We start from the raw sequence: 20,658 nt of genomic DNA on the forward strand, positions 1-20,658 counted from the left end.
AAAATTCCTAATATGTCTGTATTGTCTGAGTGATTTAAACTAGCTTAATGGTTAAGCACAGTTGGTCTTCAGCTTAGCGATTTCTCGCACTGCTACGGATAGCATGGCTAAATTGGTGTTGGTATTATTTTGTAGTTCAGCAAAAATGCTTAAGCAGCGCTCAATTAAATCTTGGTTACGTATATGCCAAGCTTGGCTTTGGTCGCTAGAAATAACAGTTTGTGTCAACTGGGCTAAACTGTCTTCGAACTCTTGTTTAAGGCTAGCTCTTGCTTTGCGTTGCCACGGGTCTTGGCTTGGTAAATTGGCAATGGCTTGGTTAAGCCAGTCACCTTGAAAACGCTCGTATAAACCGTACCATGTTTGGGCGGCAGTTATGACTTCGGTGCCACACCGGCTAGCCACTTGAGCCACATCTAGGCCATGGTATACGAACTCTAGCTGGCACAGGCGCATACTAATACTTACTTCGACTCCGTTAGCTGTAAGCTCATCGGCTTGAGCGTTGATGCGTTGTGCTGCACCATGGGGTAATAAGTTAGCCAGCTGAGCGTAATAATCAGCCATGGGCTTTTGATATTGATCTACCATAGTTTGAATAGGCTCGTCCTGGTGGCGGCTTAATAGCCACAAGGTGAGATCTTCTAATAAGGTTTGAATGTTTTTATGTAACTCCATGGATTGCTTATAGTCTAGTACCAAGGTAACTCGATCTAATTCACTCCATAAACTTTGGGCATCTATAATGTCACAAGCTGCGGTAAAGGCTCGAGCCATATCTCCAGCCTCCGCACCCATTTCTTCTTGTAAATAGTTGCAGAAGGTAGAGCCCATGCGGTTACCAATTTGATTGGTCACATGGGTGGCAATAATTTCACTGCGCAATTGGTGAGACGCCATAGCAACTGCATACCTTTCACTGAGTACTTTGGGGAAGTAATCCTCTAGACTGCGCGCTAAATAGCTGTCGTTGCCTATGTCCGCTGCCATCAGTTCATCGAACAAACGCATTTTACTGTAGGCCAGTAATACAGCAATTTCAGGACGGGTTAACCCTGCCTGCACCCGAGCCCGCTCATCCATGTTGGCATCATCTGGTAGTCCTTCCAACGCACGGTTAAGTCGGCCCTGTTTCTCTAGGCTGTGTATCAGGCGCTTATGGTCGCTTAAGCGCATACAAGCCTGGCCCTCGGCAATGCTGAGTACCAATGTTTGGTGGTAGTTGTGGCTTAGAACTAGATCACCCACTTCATCAGTCATGCTAGCCAGCAGGGTGTTACGTTGCTTTATGGTCATGTCACCTGCATCTACTAACTGGCTGAGTAGAATTTTAATATTGACTTCATGATCGGAGCTATCTACGCCTGCAGAATTGTCAATGGCGTCGGTATTGATGTACCCCCCTGCCTGTGCAAACTCAATACGGCCATGTTGGGAGAAGCCTAAATTGCCACCTTCACCAATAACCTTGGCCCCCAGTTGGTTGCCATTGACTCGTAAGTTATCATTTGCAGGGTCACCAATATCACTATGGTTTTCATTGCTAGCTTTAACATAAGTGCCTATGCCGCCATTCCAAAACAGATCTACGGGCATTTTTAACAAGGCATGGATCAACTCATTAGGTGCCATTTGGGTGACATCTGTGCTGATCATTTTTTGTACTTGGGGGCTTAGTTTAATAGACTTCGCCGAGCGCTCAAATATGCCGCCACCTTTAGAAATGAGCTTACGTTCATAATCACTCCAGCTTGAACGTGGCAGGGTAAATAAACGCTGGCGTTCGGTAAACGATTTGGCCGCTTCAGGGTTTGGGTCGATAAAAATATGCAAGTGGTTAAAGGCAGCCTGCAAACAAATGTGTTCTGACAAAAGCATACCGTTACCAAACACATCACCAGCCATATCTCCTACACCGACAACGGTGAAGTCCTGACTTTGGCAATCGCGGCCTTGCTCGGCGAATAAGCGTTTAACAGATTCCCACGCACCGCGAGCAGTAATACCCATTTTTTTATGGTCATATCCATTGGCACCCCCAGAAGCAAAGGCATCACCAAGCCAAAAACTATTTTTTTCTGAAATAGAGTTGGCTAAATCAGAGAAGGTTGCGGTGCCTTTATCCGCAGCAACCACTAAGTATGGGTCATCCTCGTCGTACCGGACTACTCGCGCGGGAGCAACCACTTGCTTGTCGACTATGTTATCAGTAATGTCGAGTAACGCTTGAATAAATGTGGAGTAGCTGCGGATGACCTCTGCCATCATTACTTCTCGGTCTTGAGTTTGTGGTAGCTGTTTGCACACAAACCCCCCTTTAGCTCCTAAAGGAACGATAACCGCATTTTTTACCATCTGTGCTTTTACTAGGCCAAGTACTTCTGTGCGATAGTCTTCTTTGCGGTCTGACCAGCGTAAGCCACCACGAGCAACCTTACCACCACGAAGATGGACTCCCTCTACCCAAGTTGAGTAGATGAAAATTTCGTACTTAGGCAAGGGTAATGGCACGCCTGGAATCAAGCTTGGGTCTAACTTGCAAGAAAGGTATTCATGGCGACTGCCTGTGCTGTCTATTTGATAGTAGTTGGTGCGCAACATCGCCATAATTGTGGCTAAAAAATACTTCACAATGCGGTCTTCATCAAGATTGCTAACTTTTTCTAAGGCTAGGCTAATGTCTTCCTGTAATCTTGCTATGAGATCCTTTGATTGCTCAGTGTCAGGGTTAAAACGAGCTTCAAACAAGCGCACCAAGGTATGGGTAATGCTGGCATTACGCACCAGTGTAGCCTGCATATAGGTTTGGCTAAACGGCACCTGAACCTGCAGTAAGTAACTACTAATGGCGCGAATAAGAATGGCTTGCTGCCAAGTTAAGTTAGCCGCTAATATCAGGCTATTAAAACGATCGTTAGCTACACGTCCGGTATAAATTTGGCTAAAAGCCTCTTGAAAACGTTCTTTTACATTGGCACCATCAAGGTTTATTTGCTGGTCAATTTCAATCACAAAATCAATAATCCACTGGTCTACACCTGACTGAGATTTAATGGTGTAGGGGTGTGCATTAATGACTTTTACACCCATTCGTTCCAAAATTGGTAACACGTCTGACAAGGCTTTAGCTTGACCGTGGCCAAAGACCTTAAAGCTAAGGCTCTGGTCTGCTTGATGCAACGAACGGTATAAATAGGTAGATAAGGGTTTTTCAGCGCTGATTTTTTGTAAGCGCATTAGGTCCATAACTGCCACTTGCGCAGAAAAGTTTTCTTGGTATGCTATTGGAAAAGCTTGGCCATATTGCTTGAATAGTTGGTTGCCTTCGGCTTCACCTCGTTTGCTATTAAGGGCGTGGTGTAAGTGGTCACTCCAGGCTAACATGGCGGCGCGCATTTGTTGTTCAATATCATTAATATCAAACGGCGTATTGTGGATGTCTTTGCCATGAACAGTTAACTGCACACGAGCTAAGGGTTGCTCCGAGAACATGACATTAAAATCAACGCTTGAACCATTGAATTCACGCAGAAGAATATTTTGCATCTTAATACGTAATTGAGTGTGAAACCGCTCTCGTGGCACATACACTAAAGCCGTAGCAAAACGCCCAAAGGTATCGAGGCGAAGGAACAGGCGTAAGTGATGCCGCTCTTGGGTGTCTAATACACCACGGATGATAGGGTAAAGCTCATCTACGCTGGCTTGTAACATTTCATCACGGGGGTAGCTGTTTAGTATGTGCTGTAAGGCTTTGCCTTTATGGCTATTGGGTAGCAGTTCAATACGTTCGCGTAAATCTTGGGCTTTGCGTCTTAATAGTGGAATTTCATCTATACGTGCGGTATAAGCAGCAGATGAATATAAACCAAAAAATCGTTCTTCACCGATCACGTTACCTTGCTTATCAAATCGTTTAAGACCTAAGTAGTCAAAGTTAACCGGGCGGTGAACTGTGGAGCGGCTGGTGGATTTAGTCATGACCAGCATATTGCTGCGCAGGGCTAAATCTGAATTTTGTTGTGACAAGGTGCTAGGTAACAGGCTATCAGCACTGCAATTATGGTCACGGAAGCTACCTAGTCCAGTACCTGTTTGTGGAATAAGCTCACATAATCCAGTATGACCATCTTTTTTGAGCCTGTAAGAGCGGTAGCCAATAAACGTGAAGTGGTTATTAGCTACCCAGCGTAAGAACGCGATATTTTCTGTCAGGTCTTCTGCTGAAACGGGTAAATTTTGAGACTCCAAAGTGTCGATAATAGACACGAGCTTGTCACGCATAGGCAGCCAATCATCTACCACTAAACGCACGTCGCTAATGATTTCTGTGAGAGTGGTAATAATGTTCGCCACGACTTCAGGATCACTTTGTTGGTCAATTTCAAAACGCATTACCGCTTCTAAATTGGCACTATCCGCCCTGCCAGTAAAAGGCGAGATACTGATGATTTTTCCTTTTAAGTCTCGCTCTACTGCGACCACTGGGTGAGTGGTAATATGTATGGTGTGTCCCAAGTGAACTAAGGCGTTGGTGATAGAAGACACTAAGAAGGCTGTGTCGTCACATACAATATCTATAATAGTGTGGCTGGTATACCACTGATGTTCTTCATAATTAGGGTTATACACACGGATATTAACCTGGTCGTTATGACGTAGTTTTACACAATCCCATAAGCTAGATAACGCACCATAGAGATTGTCTGTGTCGAATTGTAATAATTCCGCAGGGATGCTCTCTGCGTAGTAAAGGCGCGCAAATTGTTGCATGGTGTCATACTGAGCCTTGTTTTGACGTTTGCCAATGAGGTCACAAACTAAATCAATGGCGATATTTTTTTTATCCGTTAAGGTGCGCATTTGGTGTTTCCTTAATGCGGTAATCGAATGTTGTCACCGCTACCCCTATTATTCAAGAAACTGTCGCTCGACACTAGGGGGTAAGTTGAGTTAGAGCGACCCCATTTGTTGGTAAAATGACATTTAAGTCATTTGTGTTGGAATTCTATTGTGAGTCTTTAGTTTTACTAGCTTAAAAATGCAATTTTTATAGCAAACTGAATGACGTTTTTATGCACGCATTCAATAATTCAGTGTATCCTACGACCTATGTCTCAGTCACAAGATTCTCACTCAGTTGGGCTGCTTATATTGCCCCATGCAAGCTTAAGCCATTATGGCCAAATTGCTGAATTGTTATTGCATACAAACCGTGTTTTTGAACACCCAAAATACCGACTACAGGCTATGTCCGTAGGTGGTAACTGTGTGTTAGGTAAAGTGATCAATTATCTTGATAGCGAACGCGTCGATACGCTGTTCGTTATTGGAGATTTAATTGCTTCTAATGAAACAGATACCATGTTGGAGCGGTGGTTAGTTCAGCAAACTAAAATGGGGGTCAACATGTTGGCCATAGGCACAGGTATTCTTCCCCTAGCCAATGCGGGTTTGCTCAATGGTAAGCGCAGCTGTTGCCATTGGTCTGTGATAGAAAAATTGCGCCACACCTTTCCAAAAGTGCTTTGGACTCATCAACTTTTTGAACAAGAAATGCAGCTGATGACATGTGCTGGCGGAGCTTCAACCACAGATCTTATGCTGGCGTGGCTATCGCAGCAGCAAGATTTAGATATGGCCGCACATTTGTCCGAATGGTTCTTAGTAGAGCGAATGCGGCCAAAAGATACTCAGCAGCGCATTCCTCTCAAAGCTCGCATTGGCACTAGTCAGCCCAAACTTATTGAGGCGGTCACATTAATGGAAACTAACATAGAAGAGCCCTTATCGCCTGATGATTTAGCTTATCATGTGGGGCTATCACGGAGGCATTTGGAACGCTTATTTAAAAAGCATTTAGACAATGTCCCTTCACGATTTTATTTACAACTGAGATTAGACCAGGCGCGTCAAATGCTACGAGATACGGATCGCTCTATTGTGGAAGTCGGCATGGCGTGTGGATTTTCCTCTGCTAGCCACTTTAGTACTACCTATCGTACTCATTTTAACCTTACTCCGCGGCAAGAGCGGGGCCGTGCAACCCATGTGGAATTAGCACCTAGCTGGAATCATTCGGTTGTTATTCAGCGCCGCTTAGATTAATTATTTAATACTTTATTGAGAAACACATGGATATTTTTGCAGCGGCTACTTTGCTGTTTTTGGTAATGGACCCTTTGGGAAACATCCCTTTATTTTTGTCAGTGTTAAAACAGGTACCTGAAGAGCGTCGTCGCCTAGTGCTGCGCCGAGAATTGCTTATAGCCTACGTTGTGTTGTTAATGTTTTTACTATTAGGCCCGTATATTTTGTCGTTCTTGCAGGTGTCTCAAGAGGCTATTCGTATTGGCGGTGGCATTGTATTATTTTTGATTGCAATTAAAATGGTATTCCCACAAGAAGGGGGGTTGTTGGGTAAAACACCCAGTGGTGAACCGTTTATAGTGCCTTTAGCGATTCCACTTATGGCTGGGCCATCAAGCTTAGCAATGATCATGCTGATGCGAAAATCTGCTGACGGCCAGTGGCTAGACCTATGGCTTGCTGTTACCGCTGCTTGGGCCGTTTCAGCAGTTATCCTTTTAGCTTCGCGCAGGCTCTACTTAGTGTTAGGCGAAAGAGGGCTATTCGCCATAGAACGTTTGATGGGAATGGTGTTGATCATTATGGCTGTGCAGATGTTGCTTGAAGGCACGGCGCAATATTTAAATTTGCGCTAGCCTTCTTGTTGCTTGGGATCGTTAGGTACGAGCTTTTTCAAAAGCGGCCCAAGCCTGCTCAAACTCGGTTATACCAAAACCTTTTTTAGATGCTGGACCTAGTATCAGTTGCTCGGTACTGAGTAATTTGTCAATGGCAGCTTCTAACACTGGAATGACCTCCGGTGGAATGACCAAGGCGCCGTGCCTATCTGCATGCACTAGGTCGCCATCGTTTACCTGCATGCCAAATATAGTTACGGGCTGTCCAATACTGCGCACATGAACAAAACCGTGGCTTGGGCCAATTGAACCTGCCACTACAGGAAATCCAGTAGGTAAATCACCTAAATCTCGCATAACACCGTTGGTTAAGGCCCCCCCAAGACCAAACGCCTTATGAATGTTAGTGTTAATTTCTCCCCAATAAGCACCAATCGCATGGGGGTAATCTAAATCTTCCACTACGGTAATAGCAGGGCGTGGCCCCTCAGCCATATGCCGATAGTAATCTGCACGTCGTTGTTTAATAACGCTGGCACTTTCCTTGGCAGGCTCTAGGGCCGCAATTTGCGCAGTACGAGCGAAGCCAACCATAGCGCCATCAGTAGCAGATGATGCGAGCATAGTGCCTTTGGTAAATTCATTAAACCCACGCTTTCCCTGGGCCACCTCGATTGCGTTACATACGGTAGGCGTGTCTACTGTTTGAAGCTTTTCCAACAAAGTCACAGTCATTGTTGAGTTATCCATTATTGAACCATCCATTGTTTTAAAGCAGCGTTCGTTGCTGCGGGTTTTTCGAGTGTAGGAATGTGCCCTGCGTTAGCAATTTTCACAAAGGCCACCTGAGGTAACAGTGCAACCATGCATTCATGGCGATCTATAGGGCAAAGTTCATCTTCTTCACCCATTAATACCAAACAAGGTTTGTTAAAATTGGCTAAGGTTACCTTTTGGTCATGGCGGGTTTGCAATGCTAGGGATTGGCGGATAAATACATCCTTGCCTAAAGTTAAGCCCATCTGAACACAGAGTTCAGTTAGTAGAGAATAAGGATTAGCCAAATAACGGGGGACCATTGTTTCACGCAGGAGTTGTTCAAGCTGGCCCGCCTCAGCAGCGTCTATCTGCCTGTTGCGTGTGGCTTTCACGTCATCTTCTTCAACCCATGGGTTGGTATCCATTAAAGCTAATCGGGTGACTCTTTGCGGTGCCTGACGGGCCACTTCCATAGCGACAATGCCACCCATGGAAAGACCAGCTAAAGCAAATTTTTCTGGTGCATTTAACAGCACTTGTTTGGCTATTTCAGCAATGTTATCTGCACCACCAAGATAGCCAACCTGACATTCTGCAATGTCTTTCAAAGCCTCAATCTGCGGTGCGTACATGCGGGCATCACACATCATGCCAGGCAGTAACACTAAAGCGGGAAGGCTCATGATGCGCTAATTATCCTGCCAAGTTAGACCGGCCGTATCGCCTGTGCCACTGATACGATATAAGCTAGCTTCGCCAGTTACACACACTTCTAATCCATGAGCTAAATTAGGTGGGATCCAACACGTGTCGCCAGGATTTAATACCAGTTCATTATCCTGCCAAGTGAGGCGCCAATGGCCACGCATTACCATAAGCACTTCATGTTGAGGATTTATATAAGCATCTGTAGCAATAGACCCACGAGTAAGTAGCTCTACCTCAAAACCAGGCTTGTCTTTTATGAGGGCGGTTTCGCCAATCACCTGACAGGGTTTGTTTTTGGCTAACGCCATCATATCCCAGTATCGGGCCACATAATCAGGCACCACTTTATGCACTGGGATTTCAGCAATGTTAGCCAGCTGAGTAGAAGACAGTTTGGTGATGGGCTGTTCACCAGTAGGTAGTGTTTGACCCTTTTTGGTATCGTACAAAACGCCAGCTTCACTCAAAATCAATCCGTGTGCTTGAGCTGTTTCCAACACCTGAGGCGCCCAAATAACGCCACCGCCAGAATCATCTCCACCGAGTATCGCCATGATCATACCGTAGTCTGTGCCTACGTTTTCAAAACCACGAAACACGCGAGTGGGGATATTAAATATATCTCCCTCTTGCAGAATGACTTCACCAGCATCTCCATCCACGCCCCAGAAAAAACGCCATTTGCCGCTCAATACAAAAAACACTTCTGCGGTGTTATGGAAGTGTAATGAATTGACACACTTTGGAGGTTGGCCTGCCGCACCAATATTGAAGCCAGGTGTGGCTTTAATATGTACATGTTGATCAGGACTTTCGGCTACACCAGCACCGATGATAGTGAAATTTTCTTTCTGTTCTGAACCGGGTGTGTGGGCATCGATAAATGCAGTACGACAAGGCTTTAGTTCGCCATAACGAACAATTTCTGGTTGTGTCATACAATAATCCTGTCTGGATGTGGCATTGCGTTCATTTCCTGTCTAGTGGCCAGTAATAGCCCCTTATACTTATAGCTGTTAACCGGTGTGCATTAGTATTTGTTTCCACACTGCAGTCTCATCAAACACAACGAATTCGCGTCTTAGCCCATTAGGGCCAAACTCGGCATGAGCAGCCGCCATAATATAAACATCAGCACCTGTGGGTTGGCCAAAGCTGCCCCAACCGTCATGCTTTCCCTGTAAACTAAATCGAATGGCCGCTCTAGGTGGCATCATTGGGTCTTGACGGCCTATTTGGTGATCAATGGTTAGCTCCGCACTGGGGAAGCTAGCTCGGAGGCCCATCCAAAAGCGCTCTGCCGAGTCCCATGAGTGAGAACTGACTCCTCCAGGGTGCTCAAGTTGACAGGCACGGTCATACTCAGCTTTGATACAGCTCATTTCAGCACTCATGATGCGCCGAATAAGGTCCGCGTACTGCTGTCCAAATTCATTATCGTTACCTTTGCCCTTGTAGGGCCCCGGCACATTTATTGCTGGCGTGAAGGGCTGTACACAATAATTCAGACCACCTTCTTGAGCGATCAAATCAGCTGCATACTCTTTAGGATCAATGCCTAGTTGGCGCACAACTGCGCCTTGATCACGAATAAGCCATTCATCATCAATTTGGTTATTTTTTGCGTGACAGTCAGCAATAACGCGATATTTTAAAGCCTTGCCAGAAGCTTTGCCATAAACCCCATCCCCCAAATGAGTTGCGGTTGTAAGGATGCGGTGGGAGGACAGCATTCCATCTTCTGGGGAGCCAGACCAAATCACATCTTCACCCAGCAGTTGGCGGTCAGGGAATTCAGCAAGAGTAGCCATAGTGGCCGCAATTACATGCTGATTGCCTATAACCATGGATCCAGGCGAACGAACTGGAATATGTTCAGCATAATAGTCATGCAAGGTGGCAAGGCCACGCTGCTCCCAGATTTCTTGGGTGATGCCCAATATATAGTCTGGCAAATTCTTAAATTTGTTATCAAAACCTTTCATCATTCCCATCCTTCAGGGATGCGGGCAGAGCCACGCACAATAATTGGAGAACCAATGGCTACTTGCTGACCTTGCATACCATCACTGTGTATTTGTTCCATCAAAATACGTACTGTTTCTTGCACCATTTGGTCAGCACACTGGCGTACAGTGGTTAAATTATAAGCAGGCCATGCAGCAGCCGGTACGTCGTCATAACTGATCACTGATACATCTTCTGGAATACGCAAACCCAACTCAAAGCGAAGAGTGTCCATCACTGCGAAAGCCATATGGTCATTAGCTACGAAAACAGCATCAGGACTATCCTCACTAAACATTTGGCGAGTAGCTTCGCTGGCCTTTTCCATAGAAAAATCGCCCACTTCACGGGCATATAAAGTCCCACCTGCTTGCTGCAGCGCTGCGGTAAATCCAAATTCACGGTCTCGTTGCGTTGAAGCACCTTCCCAACCGGCAATGTAACCAATTTTTTTATGCCCACCGGCCAATAAAAATCGAGCTGCTTTAGCCCCACCTGAAAAATTATCTGAGGTTACGCAAGATAGGCCTTCTCCATCTTGAGAACGGTTAAACAGTACAATAGGCACGCCTGCTAAACGGCATCGATCCGCCAACTGGGAAGACAAGGCCACAGAAGCAACGATAATGCCCTCAACTTGATAGTCGAGTATTTCCTCTACTACAGAGTCAATGTTACCTGCCGTCTTGGATGCCATAAAAATTAAGACGTGGTAACCTTTTACTTGCAGCTGGGTCGATAGCTTTTCAATGGCATCTGGATAGAACTGATTTTCTAAGTAGCCTACAAATAACCCAATTATACGGCTCTTGCCAGAAACCATTGCTCGCGCGAGAACGTTAGGTCTATAGCCCAATGTAGTGGCCGCTTTATGCACTTTAGCTGTCGTTTTTTTAGAGGCAGAAGCGCCGGCAGTATAGACTCTGCTGACTGCTGATTGACTAACGCCTGCTAGCTGCGCAACCTGCTGAGATGTAACTTTTTCTTTAGTCATTAGCCAGCAGTCCAACCGCCATCAACTTTTAGGGCGCTTGCAGTAACGAGTGCGGCTGCGTCGGAAGCCAGATACACCACTGCACCCATAATGTCTTGCACGGAACCAACCCGGTCCAACTTGATTTTGCTGTCAATCCAGGTTCGTTTTTCTGGGTCGGCAAATGTTGCTGCAGTAAGCTCTGTTAGCACGAAGGTTGGACAAATAGTGTTAACACGAATGCCTTGTTTGCCCCATTCAATAGCCATTGCTTTAGTAAAGCCTTCAACCGCATGTTTGGAAGCACAATATACAGCTCTTTCTTGACCGCCAATGAGTGCCATTTGACTAGAAATGTTAATTAAACTGCCTGGTTTGTTGTGGGCTAGTAAACCCTTCGCTACAGCCTGGGTAAGAAAATATGCGCCACGAACATTAATGTTCATTACTGCGTCAAAATCTGCTGGTTTTGTGTCAATGGCTACTCCATGGCGGGCCAACCCTGCGGAGTTGACTAAGACATCAAATGGTCCGTGAGTGTTGACTAACTCACGGGTGTTCTCCACATCACCAACGTCCATTACTAATGCGCTAGCTTGCAAGCCTTCAGCCGCTAAAGCGCCTACTATCTCGTTGAGTTCAGTTTTACGCCTAGCTGCCAAAAGTACGTCGGCCCCGGCTCTAGCTAGGGCAACTGCACAGGCTGCGCCGATACCAGAAGACGCCCCTGCAACCAGAGCTTTCTTTCCTGATAAACTAAAACTTGGTGATGTTGGCAAAATCATATTATGCCTCTCCAATATCATATTTAAGGCTGCTCATAGTGCGGGCTTTATTGAATTCACGCAAGCGAGCAAATACATCAATACCCACTTGATGGTAGAGGTCTAACAAATCAACTAATACCCAATTCTCCCGAATTAAAGTGCCATCCATACGCCAAAAATCGAGACTGCGTAGGCTAACTTCCTGCCCACTCGGAGCGATGCCCAACCAACCACCCAAGGTGATAGTTTGTTTCATGTTGGGCCAACCGGTGACCGCAGCGTAGTTTCCTTCACCAAAAAAGTGGAAATCTAAGTGATGGTCCTGGCTTCCCCGATCAGGCATAGCATTTAAAAATGGAATTTGGTGCCAGTTCCGAAACCCTGCTATACCTCGTGATGAACCAATGCCTGATGGGCCATACCAATTCATGCGAGGGTGCCAAAACTTATGGAGTTGCATTACTTCTGGGCCACCCTGTTTTGGGTGCAAAACCAGGTGACTTAACATATCAAGTACATGTTGAGCACTGGCTTCGCCTTGTCCCGGGAGTCGATCAATAATACACAAACCATCCTGAGTTGCTGGGCCTGGAATGAAGCCTTCCCAACCTAAGGAGGGTGATAAGGGCCATGCTTGCGCCTGCAGCATTACTTCTGGAATGTCCCAAATGGCCTGTATTTCTACAATTTTTCCATGTTCAAAGCGGAAGAACTCGTGAAAGCGCATGTGGGTGATATGCCCCGTAGAAGGTATGTCTAGCCAAGGAGATATAAAAGTGCCTAAGTAGTGGCCTGCGCATCCCACCCATTCATTCCCCTGGGCGGTAGTACCAGACATCACGATTAAATCACGTCGCTCAAGATCAGGCATCGCCAGCAAAAGTGGGGCATAACAGGTTTCATAAAAACCAGTAGGACCAATAATATCATTAAATGGAAAGCACAGATGAGCTAGTGCATCATCGCCCATCAAATCTTGTAGCAGTGCTTTTACGTGATCGCCTTCAAAATCATGCATCGCTTTTAGCAGCGGCGTCAAAATTTCTTTATTGTCCGCAGCATTAGGCATTATTCGGCACCAGTGCCATAGGGGACATCTTTATTACCGTATCGACGCACACGTAAGTTGCACTGTTCGGCATGGCCAACAAAGCCTTCAAGCATACACAAACGAGAGCCGTACTCGCCAATTAATGTAGCGGCTTCGTCAGTGGTTATTTTTTGATAACTATGAGTCTTTAGGTATTTTCCTACCCAAAGGCCACCAGTATAACGGCCAGCTTTTTTAGTAGGTAAAGTATGATTAGTGCCAATAACCTTGTCACCGTTGGACACGTTAGTGCGAGGGCCCAAAAATAAACCGCCATAACAAGTCATGTTTTCCAAGAACCAGTCGTCTCGATCGGTCATTACCTGTACATGCTCGTAGGCTTTGTCTTCAGACACTTGAAGCATTTCTTGGTGAGTGTCACAAAGAATTATTTCACCGTAATCGCGCCAGCTTACAGAAGCAGTGTCTGCAGTAGGGAGGATTTTTAGTAAGCGATCTATTTCCTTCATGGTGGCTTCTGCTAAAGAGCGACTAGTCGTCACTAACGCTGCTGGTGAGTCATAACCGTGCTCTGCCTGGCCGAGCAAATCTGTTGCACACATCTCTGCATCAACTGTATTGTCTGCAATCACCATGGTTTCCGTGGGGCCTGCAAATAAATCAATACCTACGCGGCCAAATAGCTGCCGTTTTGCTTCTGCTACATAGGCGTTACCAGGGCCAACCAATAGGTGTACTGGCTCTATGGTTTCTGTACCGATAGCCATCGCACCCACAGCTTGAATGCCGCCTAAAACATAAATCTCGTGGGCGCCACCTAAGTACATTGCGGTGATTACGGCAGGATTGGGCTCGCCATTAAACGGGGGGGTGCAGGCAATAATTCTAGGCACACCTGCAACGCTGGCAGTAGCTACCGACATATGGGCAGAGGCCACCATGGGGAATTTACCACCGGGCACATAACAGCCTACCGATTGCACGGGAATGTGTTTGTGACCAAGGATCACACCGGGCATGGTTTCTACTTCAATATCCAACATTGAATCCCGCTGGGCTTGGGCAAAATTACGTACCTGTTTTTGGGCAAATTTGATGTCTTCCATATCTCGCGCTGAGACCTTGGCCATAATGCGCTCAATGTCTTCCTGAGACAAACGAAAAGATGCAGGAGCGTAATTGTCAAATTTCTGAGCCAACTCCCGCACAGCATGGTCTCCTCTAGCGTCTATGTCAGCTAAAGTAGCTTCTACTACTGCCCTAGTGCGAGCATCATCTTGGGCTCTGTCAGCGGCTGGCTTGCTGCTTTTTAAATAGGTAATCGCCATGTTACTTCCTCATCTCATCTGCTCGTGGGGAATTCTTTTCTCCCCGATCAAAAGCTTCCCAGCCTTCACCATTAAAAACGTCTACGCCTAACTGAGATAATACGTGAGGAAAATCTACCATCACCCAGTTATCACAAATTTTTCCATCAACAACCTTCCAGAAGTCCATGTAGCGAATCTCTACTTTTTTTTCAGTAGGCTCAACACCCATAAAAGTACCACTATGGATAGCCTCTTGACGACCAAATGCGGCGGCCCATTCACCCATATACAAGCGTGCTTCATCAACACAAACTTTGTTAGAGAACGCAGCCTGAAAAGGCTGTTGCCAATGTGTTTGAAACTCCTTTAAACCCTGTTTGGTACCACAGCCTTGGTTGCCCATCCAACGGAATGACTCACTAAAAAAATCACCAATATCAGCAATCCTATGATCATTTAGACCATCTACCATCGATTCGATCACTGCACGTGTTGCTGCAGTTTTTGACATGTCGGTGTCACAGCTCAGTTGAGCTTGTTGTGGACGGTTACCTTTCATTCTTGCCTCGCTTTATAGTCTTTGCCCACTTTGCGCATCAAATAGATGGCATAAGCTAGCTGTAATGGTGGCACTAAAGTTAGAACCGATGTTTACGCGATAATCTTTCCCTGCCTTTATTGAGACTAAACCATCACCTACCCGAGCGGTGACCATAGTAGAATCTCCCAGCAGCTCCAAGGAAAATACCTGTAGGTTTAATTCTGCTTCGACAGCAGTAACGTCGGCATCTTCAGCACGAAAACCTAACGTCACAGGGCCGTCTGGCCTGCCATCAAATCCAGGTACCGTCATGTCTTTCGTCTTAAAAATACCTCCTTCAAGATGACCACTTACCAAATTCATAGCTGGAGAGCCAATAAAGCTGGCGACAAACGTGTTAGCAGGATTGTCGTAGATGTCTGTCGGCGTTCCTACCTGTTGAACTACCCCTTTACTCATCACAACTACACGGTCTGCCAGGGTCATAGCTTCTATTTGATCGTGGGTAACGTAAATTGTGGTTACCTGCAGCTCATGGGATAGATTTTTTATTTGAGCTCGTGTCGATACGCGCAATTTGGCATCTAAATTAGATAAAGGCTCATCCATTAAAAACACTTTGGGCTTGCGCACTATGGCTCTTGCCAGGGCTACACGCTGGCGCTGTCCACCAGATAGTTCGGCTGGCTTTCTGTGTAAAAAATCCTCCAGCTCCACCATGGCAGCGGCCTTCATCACTCGATCGTGATGATCCGTATTCGGAACTTTGCGTACTTTTAATGGAAATCGTATATTTTCATAGACGTTCATGTTCGGGTACAGGGCGTAGCTTTGAAAAACCATTGCCACATCACGATCCTTGGGGTCGAGGCCATTGACGACCTCCCCATCTATGATGATCTCACCTTCGGTCACCTCTTCTAGTCCTGCGATCATGCGCATGGTTGTAGTTTTGCCACAGCCAGAGGGACCAAGAAGGACTAAAAATTCTTTATCTGCAATGGTTAAATCAAAGTTATCGACGCCCACGAAGTCGCCCCAGCGCTTGCCAATATTACGGAGCTTTATTTCTGCCATATGTCTGCCACAGTGGTTGAGTCTGAAAATCTAAAATAGATACGTATGCAAAAATTATCAGATTTTATTCATTAAGGCAATAGCTAGGATGTAAGAATAGCTAATTAAATGAGTATATATAAGCATTTTATCGTAATGACAATAGATCATTTAAAAATAAATCTGAAACCATTATTTATTTAATTCATTAATAACAATTAGTTATGTATAATTATCAATGTTGTTAAGTGGTTTGAGATTTAAATAGTTGCTAATCTCTGTCAAAACATAGTAGAATTTTGGTTACGCATGCAATCCATCTCCAATGTTATTATATGATGTGGATCAAATACGTATATAAAACAAGGCCACGCTGGTCTCACATTAATAAATTCAAAGAGGACGCGTTCATCATGAGCACAATAAAAACGATAGCTCTCACCGCAACTGCTGCTGCAATTTTATCCAGCTCCGCCGCTTTTGCAGAATGTGGCATAGAAGGCAATGCCAACGTGAGTATAATGGGTAACGATTTCCCTGCATTACATGCTGTGTTTTCTGCAGCTGAGCAATGCGCAGGCAATGGTGTTACCGTGACTAAAAATCACAACAAAGATTACAAAGACCTGATGGTGCCGGCCCTAACAGCTAATCCAGCTGAGTATACAGCCTTAACTGTATCAAATGGCACTCTGGTTACCCTCATGAATGATGGTTTGGTTCGCTCACTGGATGATCTTGTAGCCAAGCACGGTTCAAGCTTAAATAAATCACAGTTGGTGACAGTTAATGGGAAAGTAATGGCAGTAGCCTTTATGGCCAACGCTCAGCACCTATTTTACCGCTCCGACATCCTAAGCCAAGTTGGCATGAGTGCAGATGAAGTTCAAACCTATGAACAGGTCTTAACTGCTGCTCAACGAATCCGTGATGCTGGCATTATGGAGTACCCTGTTGCATTGAATACCAAGGCCGGTTGGAACTTAGGTGAAGAGTTTGTCAACATGTATCTTGGTACTGGTGCAGATATGTTTGTACCTGGGACAGCTCAGGTGAGCATTAATAACGAGCATGGTATTGCTACCTTAAACATGCTGCAAAGCCTGGTTAGCTACTCACATCCTGACTACCTAACATTTGACTCCAATGCGACTCAAGCAATGTGGGAAGGCGGTAAGCTTGCTCTTGCTACTATGTGGGGTTCTCGAACAGCAGGTGTGCTAGATGATGAAGGATCTACTCAACAAGTTGTCATGAACACTGACTTTGCAGCAGCCCCAAGCTTTAATGGTGGTAGCATTCCAGCCTCGTCTCTATGGTGGGATGGCTTCGTTATAGCCAAGAACGTTTCTGATGCAGATGCCGAAGCTAGCTTTATTGCTATGATGAATGGTACTTCTACTGAAATGGTACAAGCGAATAATGACGCAGCTACTTGGTTGATCGAAGGCTATGTGCCTAGTAAAGCAGCTTCAGGTGTAACTTCTACAGCGATGAATGGCGCTGCACCTTATCCAATGTATCCATTTATGGGCGCCTTGCATAGCGCTGCAGGTTCAGAACTATCTGACTTTTTACAAGGTGGTGAGAGCGCAGAGCAAGCATTAGCTGACATGGAAGCAGCTTACAATGTTGCTGCCAAAGAGAAAGGTTTTCTATAAAACCTACTGACTCTAGTTAGTAAAGGGGGCAAGGCTAATTAGCCTGTGCCCCTTTCTTTTGAATAGTTATTTTGCCCAAGCCTTTTGTATAAACGGAAATTACTTACATGCCTCATCGTACATTTTTTTGGTTTATTATTCCGTCGTTAACGGCCATGATTTTGTTTATCGCCTTTCCGGTAATCTCTGTAATAACCCAGTCTTTGCACGTAGAGCATGAGAAAGTTCTTGTTAGCTCTGAAAGCTGTGGGCCATTTGGCTGCAAACAAGTCACTGTTATTGATGTGGAGGCTACCGCGCAGCTTAGGACAGATCAACCACTAGGGCAGTTCAGTGGTTTTGATAATTATACAAATCGCAATCATCTTGCTTTTGACGAGATAAGCTTGGCTTGGAGCAATAGTGAAAATATGAGTATGTTTTTTAATAAACTGCTCAACCTTCCCTTTTATAAAGCACTAGCATTTACGTTAACCTACACGTTCGTGGTGACTCCTTTTGTTATTGTATTGGGTCTTGCTATAGCCCTAGGCGTAAATGCACTGCCTAAATTTGCTAAAGGCCCTACTATTTTTGTCTCCCTTTTGCCAATGATTGTGACACCGTTGATTGGCTCGTTAATTTTGTTTTGGATGATTGATGGAGAGGGCGTTATTGGTGCTTCAATACAATCCCTTTTTAACGACCCTAACTTATCTTTAAAAGCGTCACCTGCACTCACGTGGATGATGCTCATAGTTTATGGTATCTGGCATTCGGCGCCGTTTTCTTTTATCGTTTTCTATGCTGGGCTGCAAACAGTTCCAACGGATACTCTGGAAGCGGCAACCATAGATGGAGCCAACCGCTGGCAACGTATTCGTTATGTCGTGGTGCCCTACATGAAACCATTGGTTGTGTTCATTACCTTAATGCAGTTGATGGACAATTTCCGGGTGCTTGAGCCGATTGTTAGCTTTGCGTCAGAGGCTAGTGCGACGTCATTAAGCTGGATCATATACAAAGATTTAACATCTGATACTCAATTATTTGGCTCAGCTGCAGCAACCTCTATGCTCACTATTGTTGGTGTTGCTATTTTATTGTTACCCGTGCTCTTTCGTACTTGGCGTGATTTTAGCCGCACAGCACATTAAAGCTTAAGTAAGGAGCACATCATGTCAAACCCAGCGCAACGTCGCTCTACTAGTCTAGCTATTATTTCAACAGGATTCGTTGTTCTGTGGATTATGGTTGCTGCATCACCGTTTTTATGGACCCTTTGGGGCTCCTTTAAAGTGCAAGGGGATTTCTTTTCTAAAGCAGATTGGACTAATGCGCTTTATGGTGTGCGAACCATGATTGAAACAGGTGATTTTTTTACCACCAATGGGTATTACGGCGCATGGGTAGAACATGGATTTGGTGAATCTGTTATCAATACCGCCATTGTTGTAGTCTCTACAGTTATTATTTCTCTTACCTTGGGCACTTTGGGAGGGTACGCCCTAGCTCGATCTGGATTTAAATACTCTTTCTGGATCCTTATGCTGGCTTTAGTGTTTCGAGCAATGCCTCACATTACTCTTGTGTCAGGTTATCTTTTACCTTTCTTTGAGTGGAATGTTTGGGGTTATTTACCTACTTCAATTATAGTTTTGGTGGCCATTAACCAGCCCTTTACCTTGTGGATGCTGCACTCATTCTTTCTAAATATCCCCAAAGACCTTGACGAAAGTGCCATGGTAGACGGTTGCACCCGCTTTCAAGCATTCCGGCACGTTATAATACCAGTCATGTGGCCAGGGGTGATTACTACAGGGCTGTTTAGCTTTTTATTGGCTTACAACGACTTTGCCGTAACTGCGTCTTTGTTGAGCCAAGATAACCAAACGATGATACCAAAAATTGCAAGCTTTTTAGGAACTACTCAAGTAGAAGGTAATGTGATGTTTGCAGTAGCTGCAGTAGTATCAGCGATGATTCCATTATTTATTTTGGTCATGTTCTTTCAGCGTCAAATTGTATCCGGTTTAACTACTGGTGCAGTCAAAGGATAAATTAATTAAATATGAAAAATGATATTCAGGCAGCAAAAGCCTTAGTAGTTGATTTTTACAAGCGTTTAGACACTTCTAGCCCAGAAGCATTAGGTAAAGTGATACAAAACTATACAGCTGATGATTATCTTTGGCGAGGTTACCATCCTTTCCATGAGCAAACCTCTGCAGCCCAAGTAGCAGGGTTATTTTGGCAGCCACTGCGACATTCTTTAAAGCATTTGCAGCGCCGCCAAGACATCTTCATGGCAGGTTGCAACGAGATCGATAATTTCTCATCTGTGTGGGTGGTTTCTATGGGCCACCTGATGGGCTTGTTTGACGAGCCTTGGTTGGGCATTAAGCCCACCGGAAAAATGGCGATGCTCAGATACTGTGAATTCAATAAGGTTGAAAACGGTAAAATAGCAGAAACAGCCATGTTTTTCGATATCCCACACTTGATGGTGCAAGCGGGCTTGCAGCCATTCCCTCCTCAGACTGCGGCTGAGCTTGTGCAGCCTGGGCCTATTTCTCACACTGGCTTAATGTTTAATGAGCAAGCGTCGGAACAGGGTAAAAAGACCTTAGCTGCGATTAATCACATGATTAATGCGTTAGGTGAATGGAGTAATGAACTATCCCTAGAAGATGAGTTACGATTGAGTTGGCACGAAGACATGATTTGGTGGGGCCCAACAGGCATTGGTGCCACTTACACCATCCCACGTTACGCTCAGCAACACTCTGGGCCGTTTAGAGCGGGATTCGAAAACCGCGACTTTAATGGCCATATTTGCCGCATGGCTGAAGGTGAATTTGGTGGATTTTTTGGTTGGCCAAATTTAACCCTAGAGCCTATTGGTGGTTTCATGGGTATGCCTGCAACGGGCAAGTCTGCTGAGATGCGTGTGATTGATATTTACCGTCGTGATGGAGATAAGTTGGCGGAAAATTGGGTATTTATTGACCTGTTGCATTTCTGGAATCAGCAGGGTGTTGATATTTTGGCTAGAACAACACTTAATGATGTGCCTGGCGCCCATTAACTGCTCTATGTGGGGAAATACCATGGTGGCAGTTAGTGTTTGCCTGTGCGG

The 20,658-nt window shown here is 45.2% G+C and carries 17 protein-coding genes; 6 read left to right on the forward strand and 11 right to left on the reverse strand.

Going from position 1 to position 20,658, the window contains the following annotated elements:
- Positions 1–51: 51 nt before the first annotated feature.
- Complete coding sequence (locus ABXT60_RS01310; RefSeq protein WP_443630982.1) at positions 52–4,863, reverse strand: NAD-glutamate dehydrogenase; 4,812 nt, start codon at positions 4,861–4,863, stop codon at positions 52–54.
- A 249-nt stretch (positions 4,864–5,112) separates the two neighbouring features.
- Here ABXT60_RS01310 and ABXT60_RS01315 point away from each other — a divergent pair, with 249 nt between their 5' ends.
- Complete coding sequence (locus tag ABXT60_RS01315) at positions 5,113–6,108, forward strand: GlxA family transcriptional regulator (RefSeq protein WP_443630983.1); 996 nt, start codon at positions 5,113–5,115, stop codon at positions 6,106–6,108.
- 26 nt (positions 6,109–6,134) lie between these two features.
- The gene (locus tag ABXT60_RS01320; RefSeq protein ID WP_443630984.1) at positions 6,135–6,725 is read left to right on the forward strand and encodes a MarC family protein; all 591 of its coding nucleotides are present in this window, start codon (positions 6,135–6,137) and stop codon (positions 6,723–6,725) included.
- Positions 6,726–6,746: 21 nt separating this feature from the next.
- Here ABXT60_RS01320 and ABXT60_RS01325 read toward each other — a convergent pair whose 3' ends face one another.
- The 10 genes from ABXT60_RS01325 to ABXT60_RS01370 all read right to left on the reverse strand — a co-directional run bounded on the left by ABXT60_RS01325 (position 6,747) and on the right by ABXT60_RS01370 (position 15,900).
- Positions 6,747–7,457 (reverse strand): RraA family protein, encoded by a 711-nt coding sequence (locus ABXT60_RS01325; RefSeq protein ID WP_443630985.1) that lies wholly within the window; start codon positions 7,455–7,457, stop codon positions 6,747–6,749.
- Positions 7,457–8,149, reverse strand: a complete 693-nt coding sequence (locus ABXT60_RS01330; RefSeq protein WP_443630986.1) for an alpha/beta fold hydrolase — start codon at positions 8,147–8,149, stop codon at positions 7,457–7,459. The genes ABXT60_RS01325 and ABXT60_RS01330 overlap by 1 nt, the downstream gene beginning before the upstream one ends.
- 6 nt (positions 8,150–8,155) lie before the next feature.
- Positions 8,156–9,112, reverse strand: a complete 957-nt coding sequence (locus tag ABXT60_RS01335; RefSeq protein WP_443630987.1) for a cupin domain-containing protein — start codon at positions 9,110–9,112, stop codon at positions 8,156–8,158.
- Between the two features lie 78 nt (positions 9,113–9,190).
- Positions 9,191–10,162, reverse strand: coding sequence for an ester cyclase (locus ABXT60_RS01340; RefSeq protein ID WP_443630988.1), 972 nt, complete (start codon positions 10,160–10,162; stop codon positions 9,191–9,193).
- Positions 10,159–11,175 carry a LacI family DNA-binding transcriptional regulator gene (locus tag ABXT60_RS01345; RefSeq protein WP_443630989.1) on the reverse strand — a complete coding sequence of 339 codons (1,017 nt, stop codon included), beginning with the start codon at positions 11,173–11,175 and terminating at the stop codon, positions 10,159–10,161. The genes ABXT60_RS01340 and ABXT60_RS01345 overlap by 4 nt, the downstream gene beginning before the upstream one ends.
- A complete protein-coding gene (locus ABXT60_RS01350) occupies positions 11,175–11,939 on the reverse strand; it encodes an SDR family NAD(P)-dependent oxidoreductase (RefSeq protein WP_443630990.1) in 765 nt (254 codons plus the stop codon). Before ABXT60_RS01350 ends, ABXT60_RS01345 begins: the two co-directional genes overlap by 1 nt.
- Position 11,940: 1 nt before the next feature.
- A complete protein-coding gene (locus tag ABXT60_RS01355; protein ID WP_443630991.1) occupies positions 11,941–12,990 on the reverse strand; it encodes an ester cyclase in 1,050 nt (349 codons plus the stop codon).
- Positions 12,990–14,300, reverse strand: a complete 1,311-nt coding sequence (hisD, locus tag ABXT60_RS01360) for a histidinol dehydrogenase (protein WP_443630992.1) — start codon at positions 14,298–14,300, stop codon at positions 12,990–12,992. The genes ABXT60_RS01355 and hisD overlap by 1 nt, the downstream gene beginning before the upstream one ends.
- Before the next feature lies 1 nt (position 14,301).
- Positions 14,302–14,841 (reverse strand): ester cyclase, encoded by a 540-nt coding sequence (locus ABXT60_RS01365; RefSeq protein WP_443630993.1) that lies wholly within the window; start codon positions 14,839–14,841, stop codon positions 14,302–14,304.
- A 12-nt stretch (positions 14,842–14,853) separates the two neighbouring features.
- Complete coding sequence (locus ABXT60_RS01370) at positions 14,854–15,900, reverse strand: ABC transporter ATP-binding protein (protein WP_443630994.1); 1,047 nt, start codon at positions 15,898–15,900, stop codon at positions 14,854–14,856.
- Between the two features lie 392 nt (positions 15,901–16,292).
- Here ABXT60_RS01370 and ABXT60_RS01375 point away from each other — a divergent pair, with 392 nt between their 5' ends.
- The 4 genes from ABXT60_RS01375 to ABXT60_RS01390 all read left to right on the forward strand — a co-directional run bounded on the left by ABXT60_RS01375 (position 16,293) and on the right by ABXT60_RS01390 (position 20,607).
- Positions 16,293–17,540: an ABC transporter substrate-binding protein gene (locus ABXT60_RS01375; protein WP_443630995.1), complete on the forward strand. Its 1,248-nt coding sequence runs from the start codon at positions 16,293–16,295 to the stop codon at positions 17,538–17,540.
- Between the two features lie 107 nt (positions 17,541–17,647).
- A complete protein-coding gene (locus ABXT60_RS01380) occupies positions 17,648–18,676 on the forward strand; it encodes a carbohydrate ABC transporter permease (RefSeq protein ID WP_443630996.1) in 1,029 nt (342 codons plus the stop codon).
- A 21-nt stretch (positions 18,677–18,697) separates the two neighbouring features.
- A complete protein-coding gene (locus tag ABXT60_RS01385; protein ID WP_443630997.1) occupies positions 18,698–19,579 on the forward strand; it encodes a carbohydrate ABC transporter permease in 882 nt (293 codons plus the stop codon).
- Positions 19,580–19,590: 11 nt separating this feature from the next.
- Positions 19,591–20,607 carry an ester cyclase gene (locus ABXT60_RS01390; protein ID WP_443630998.1) on the forward strand — a complete coding sequence of 339 codons (1,017 nt, stop codon included), beginning with the start codon at positions 19,591–19,593 and terminating at the stop codon, positions 20,605–20,607.
- Positions 20,608–20,658: the final 51 nt, after the last annotated feature.

Origin of the sequence: Candidatus Njordibacter sp. Uisw_056 (genome assembly GCF_047730085.1) — a bacterium.
Classification (GTDB): domain Bacteria; phylum Pseudomonadota; class Gammaproteobacteria; order Pseudomonadales; family Balneatricaceae; genus Njordibacter.

What these genes read in the sequence shown, in the direction of transcription:
- ABXT60_RS01385 (WP_443630997.1), top strand. Translation starts at nt 18,698, where the DNA reads ATGTCAAACCCAGCGCAACGTCGCTCTACTAGTCTAGCTATTATTTCA.
- ABXT60_RS01340 (WP_443630988.1), bottom strand. Translation starts at nt 10,162, where the DNA reads ATGATGAAAGGTTTTGATAACAAATTTAAGAATTTGCCAGACTATATA.
- ABXT60_RS01320 (WP_443630984.1), top strand. Translation starts at nt 6,135, where the DNA reads ATGGATATTTTTGCAGCGGCTACTTTGCTGTTTTTGGTAATGGACCCT.
- ABXT60_RS01375 (WP_443630995.1), top strand. Translation starts at nt 16,293, where the DNA reads ATGAGCACAATAAAAACGATAGCTCTCACCGCAACTGCTGCTGCAATT.
- ABXT60_RS01325 (WP_443630985.1), bottom strand. Translation starts at nt 7,457, where the DNA reads ATGGATAACTCAACAATGACTGTGACTTTGTTGGAAAAGCTTCAAACA.
- ABXT60_RS01315 (WP_443630983.1), top strand. Translation starts at nt 5,113, where the DNA reads ATGTCTCAGTCACAAGATTCTCACTCAGTTGGGCTGCTTATATTGCCC.
- ABXT60_RS01335 (WP_443630987.1), bottom strand. Translation starts at nt 9,112, where the DNA reads ATGACACAACCAGAAATTGTTCGTTATGGCGAACTAAAGCCTTGTCGT.
- ABXT60_RS01390 (WP_443630998.1), top strand. Translation starts at nt 19,591, where the DNA reads ATGAAAAATGATATTCAGGCAGCAAAAGCCTTAGTAGTTGATTTTTAC.
- ABXT60_RS01355 (WP_443630991.1), bottom strand. Translation starts at nt 12,990, where the DNA reads ATGCCTAATGCTGCGGACAATAAAGAAATTTTGACGCCGCTGCTAAAA.
- hisD (WP_443630992.1), bottom strand. Translation starts at nt 14,300, where the DNA reads ATGGCGATTACCTATTTAAAAAGCAGCAAGCCAGCCGCTGACAGAGCC.
- ABXT60_RS01365 (WP_443630993.1), bottom strand. Translation starts at nt 14,841, where the DNA reads ATGAAAGGTAACCGTCCACAACAAGCTCAACTGAGCTGTGACACCGAC.
- ABXT60_RS01310 (WP_443630982.1), bottom strand. Translation starts at nt 4,863, where the DNA reads ATGCGCACCTTAACGGATAAAAAAAATATCGCCATTGATTTAGTTTGT.
- ABXT60_RS01345 (WP_443630989.1), bottom strand. Translation starts at nt 11,175, where the DNA reads ATGACTAAAGAAAAAGTTACATCTCAGCAGGTTGCGCAGCTAGCAGGC.
- ABXT60_RS01330 (WP_443630986.1), bottom strand. Translation starts at nt 8,149, where the DNA reads ATGAGCCTTCCCGCTTTAGTGTTACTGCCTGGCATGATGTGTGATGCC.
- ABXT60_RS01370 (WP_443630994.1), bottom strand. Translation starts at nt 15,900, where the DNA reads ATGGCAGAAATAAAGCTCCGTAATATTGGCAAGCGCTGGGGCGACTTC.
- ABXT60_RS01350 (WP_443630990.1), bottom strand. Translation starts at nt 11,939, where the DNA reads ATGATTTTGCCAACATCACCAAGTTTTAGTTTATCAGGAAAGAAAGCT.
- ABXT60_RS01380 (WP_443630996.1), top strand. Translation starts at nt 17,648, where the DNA reads ATGCCTCATCGTACATTTTTTTGGTTTATTATTCCGTCGTTAACGGCC.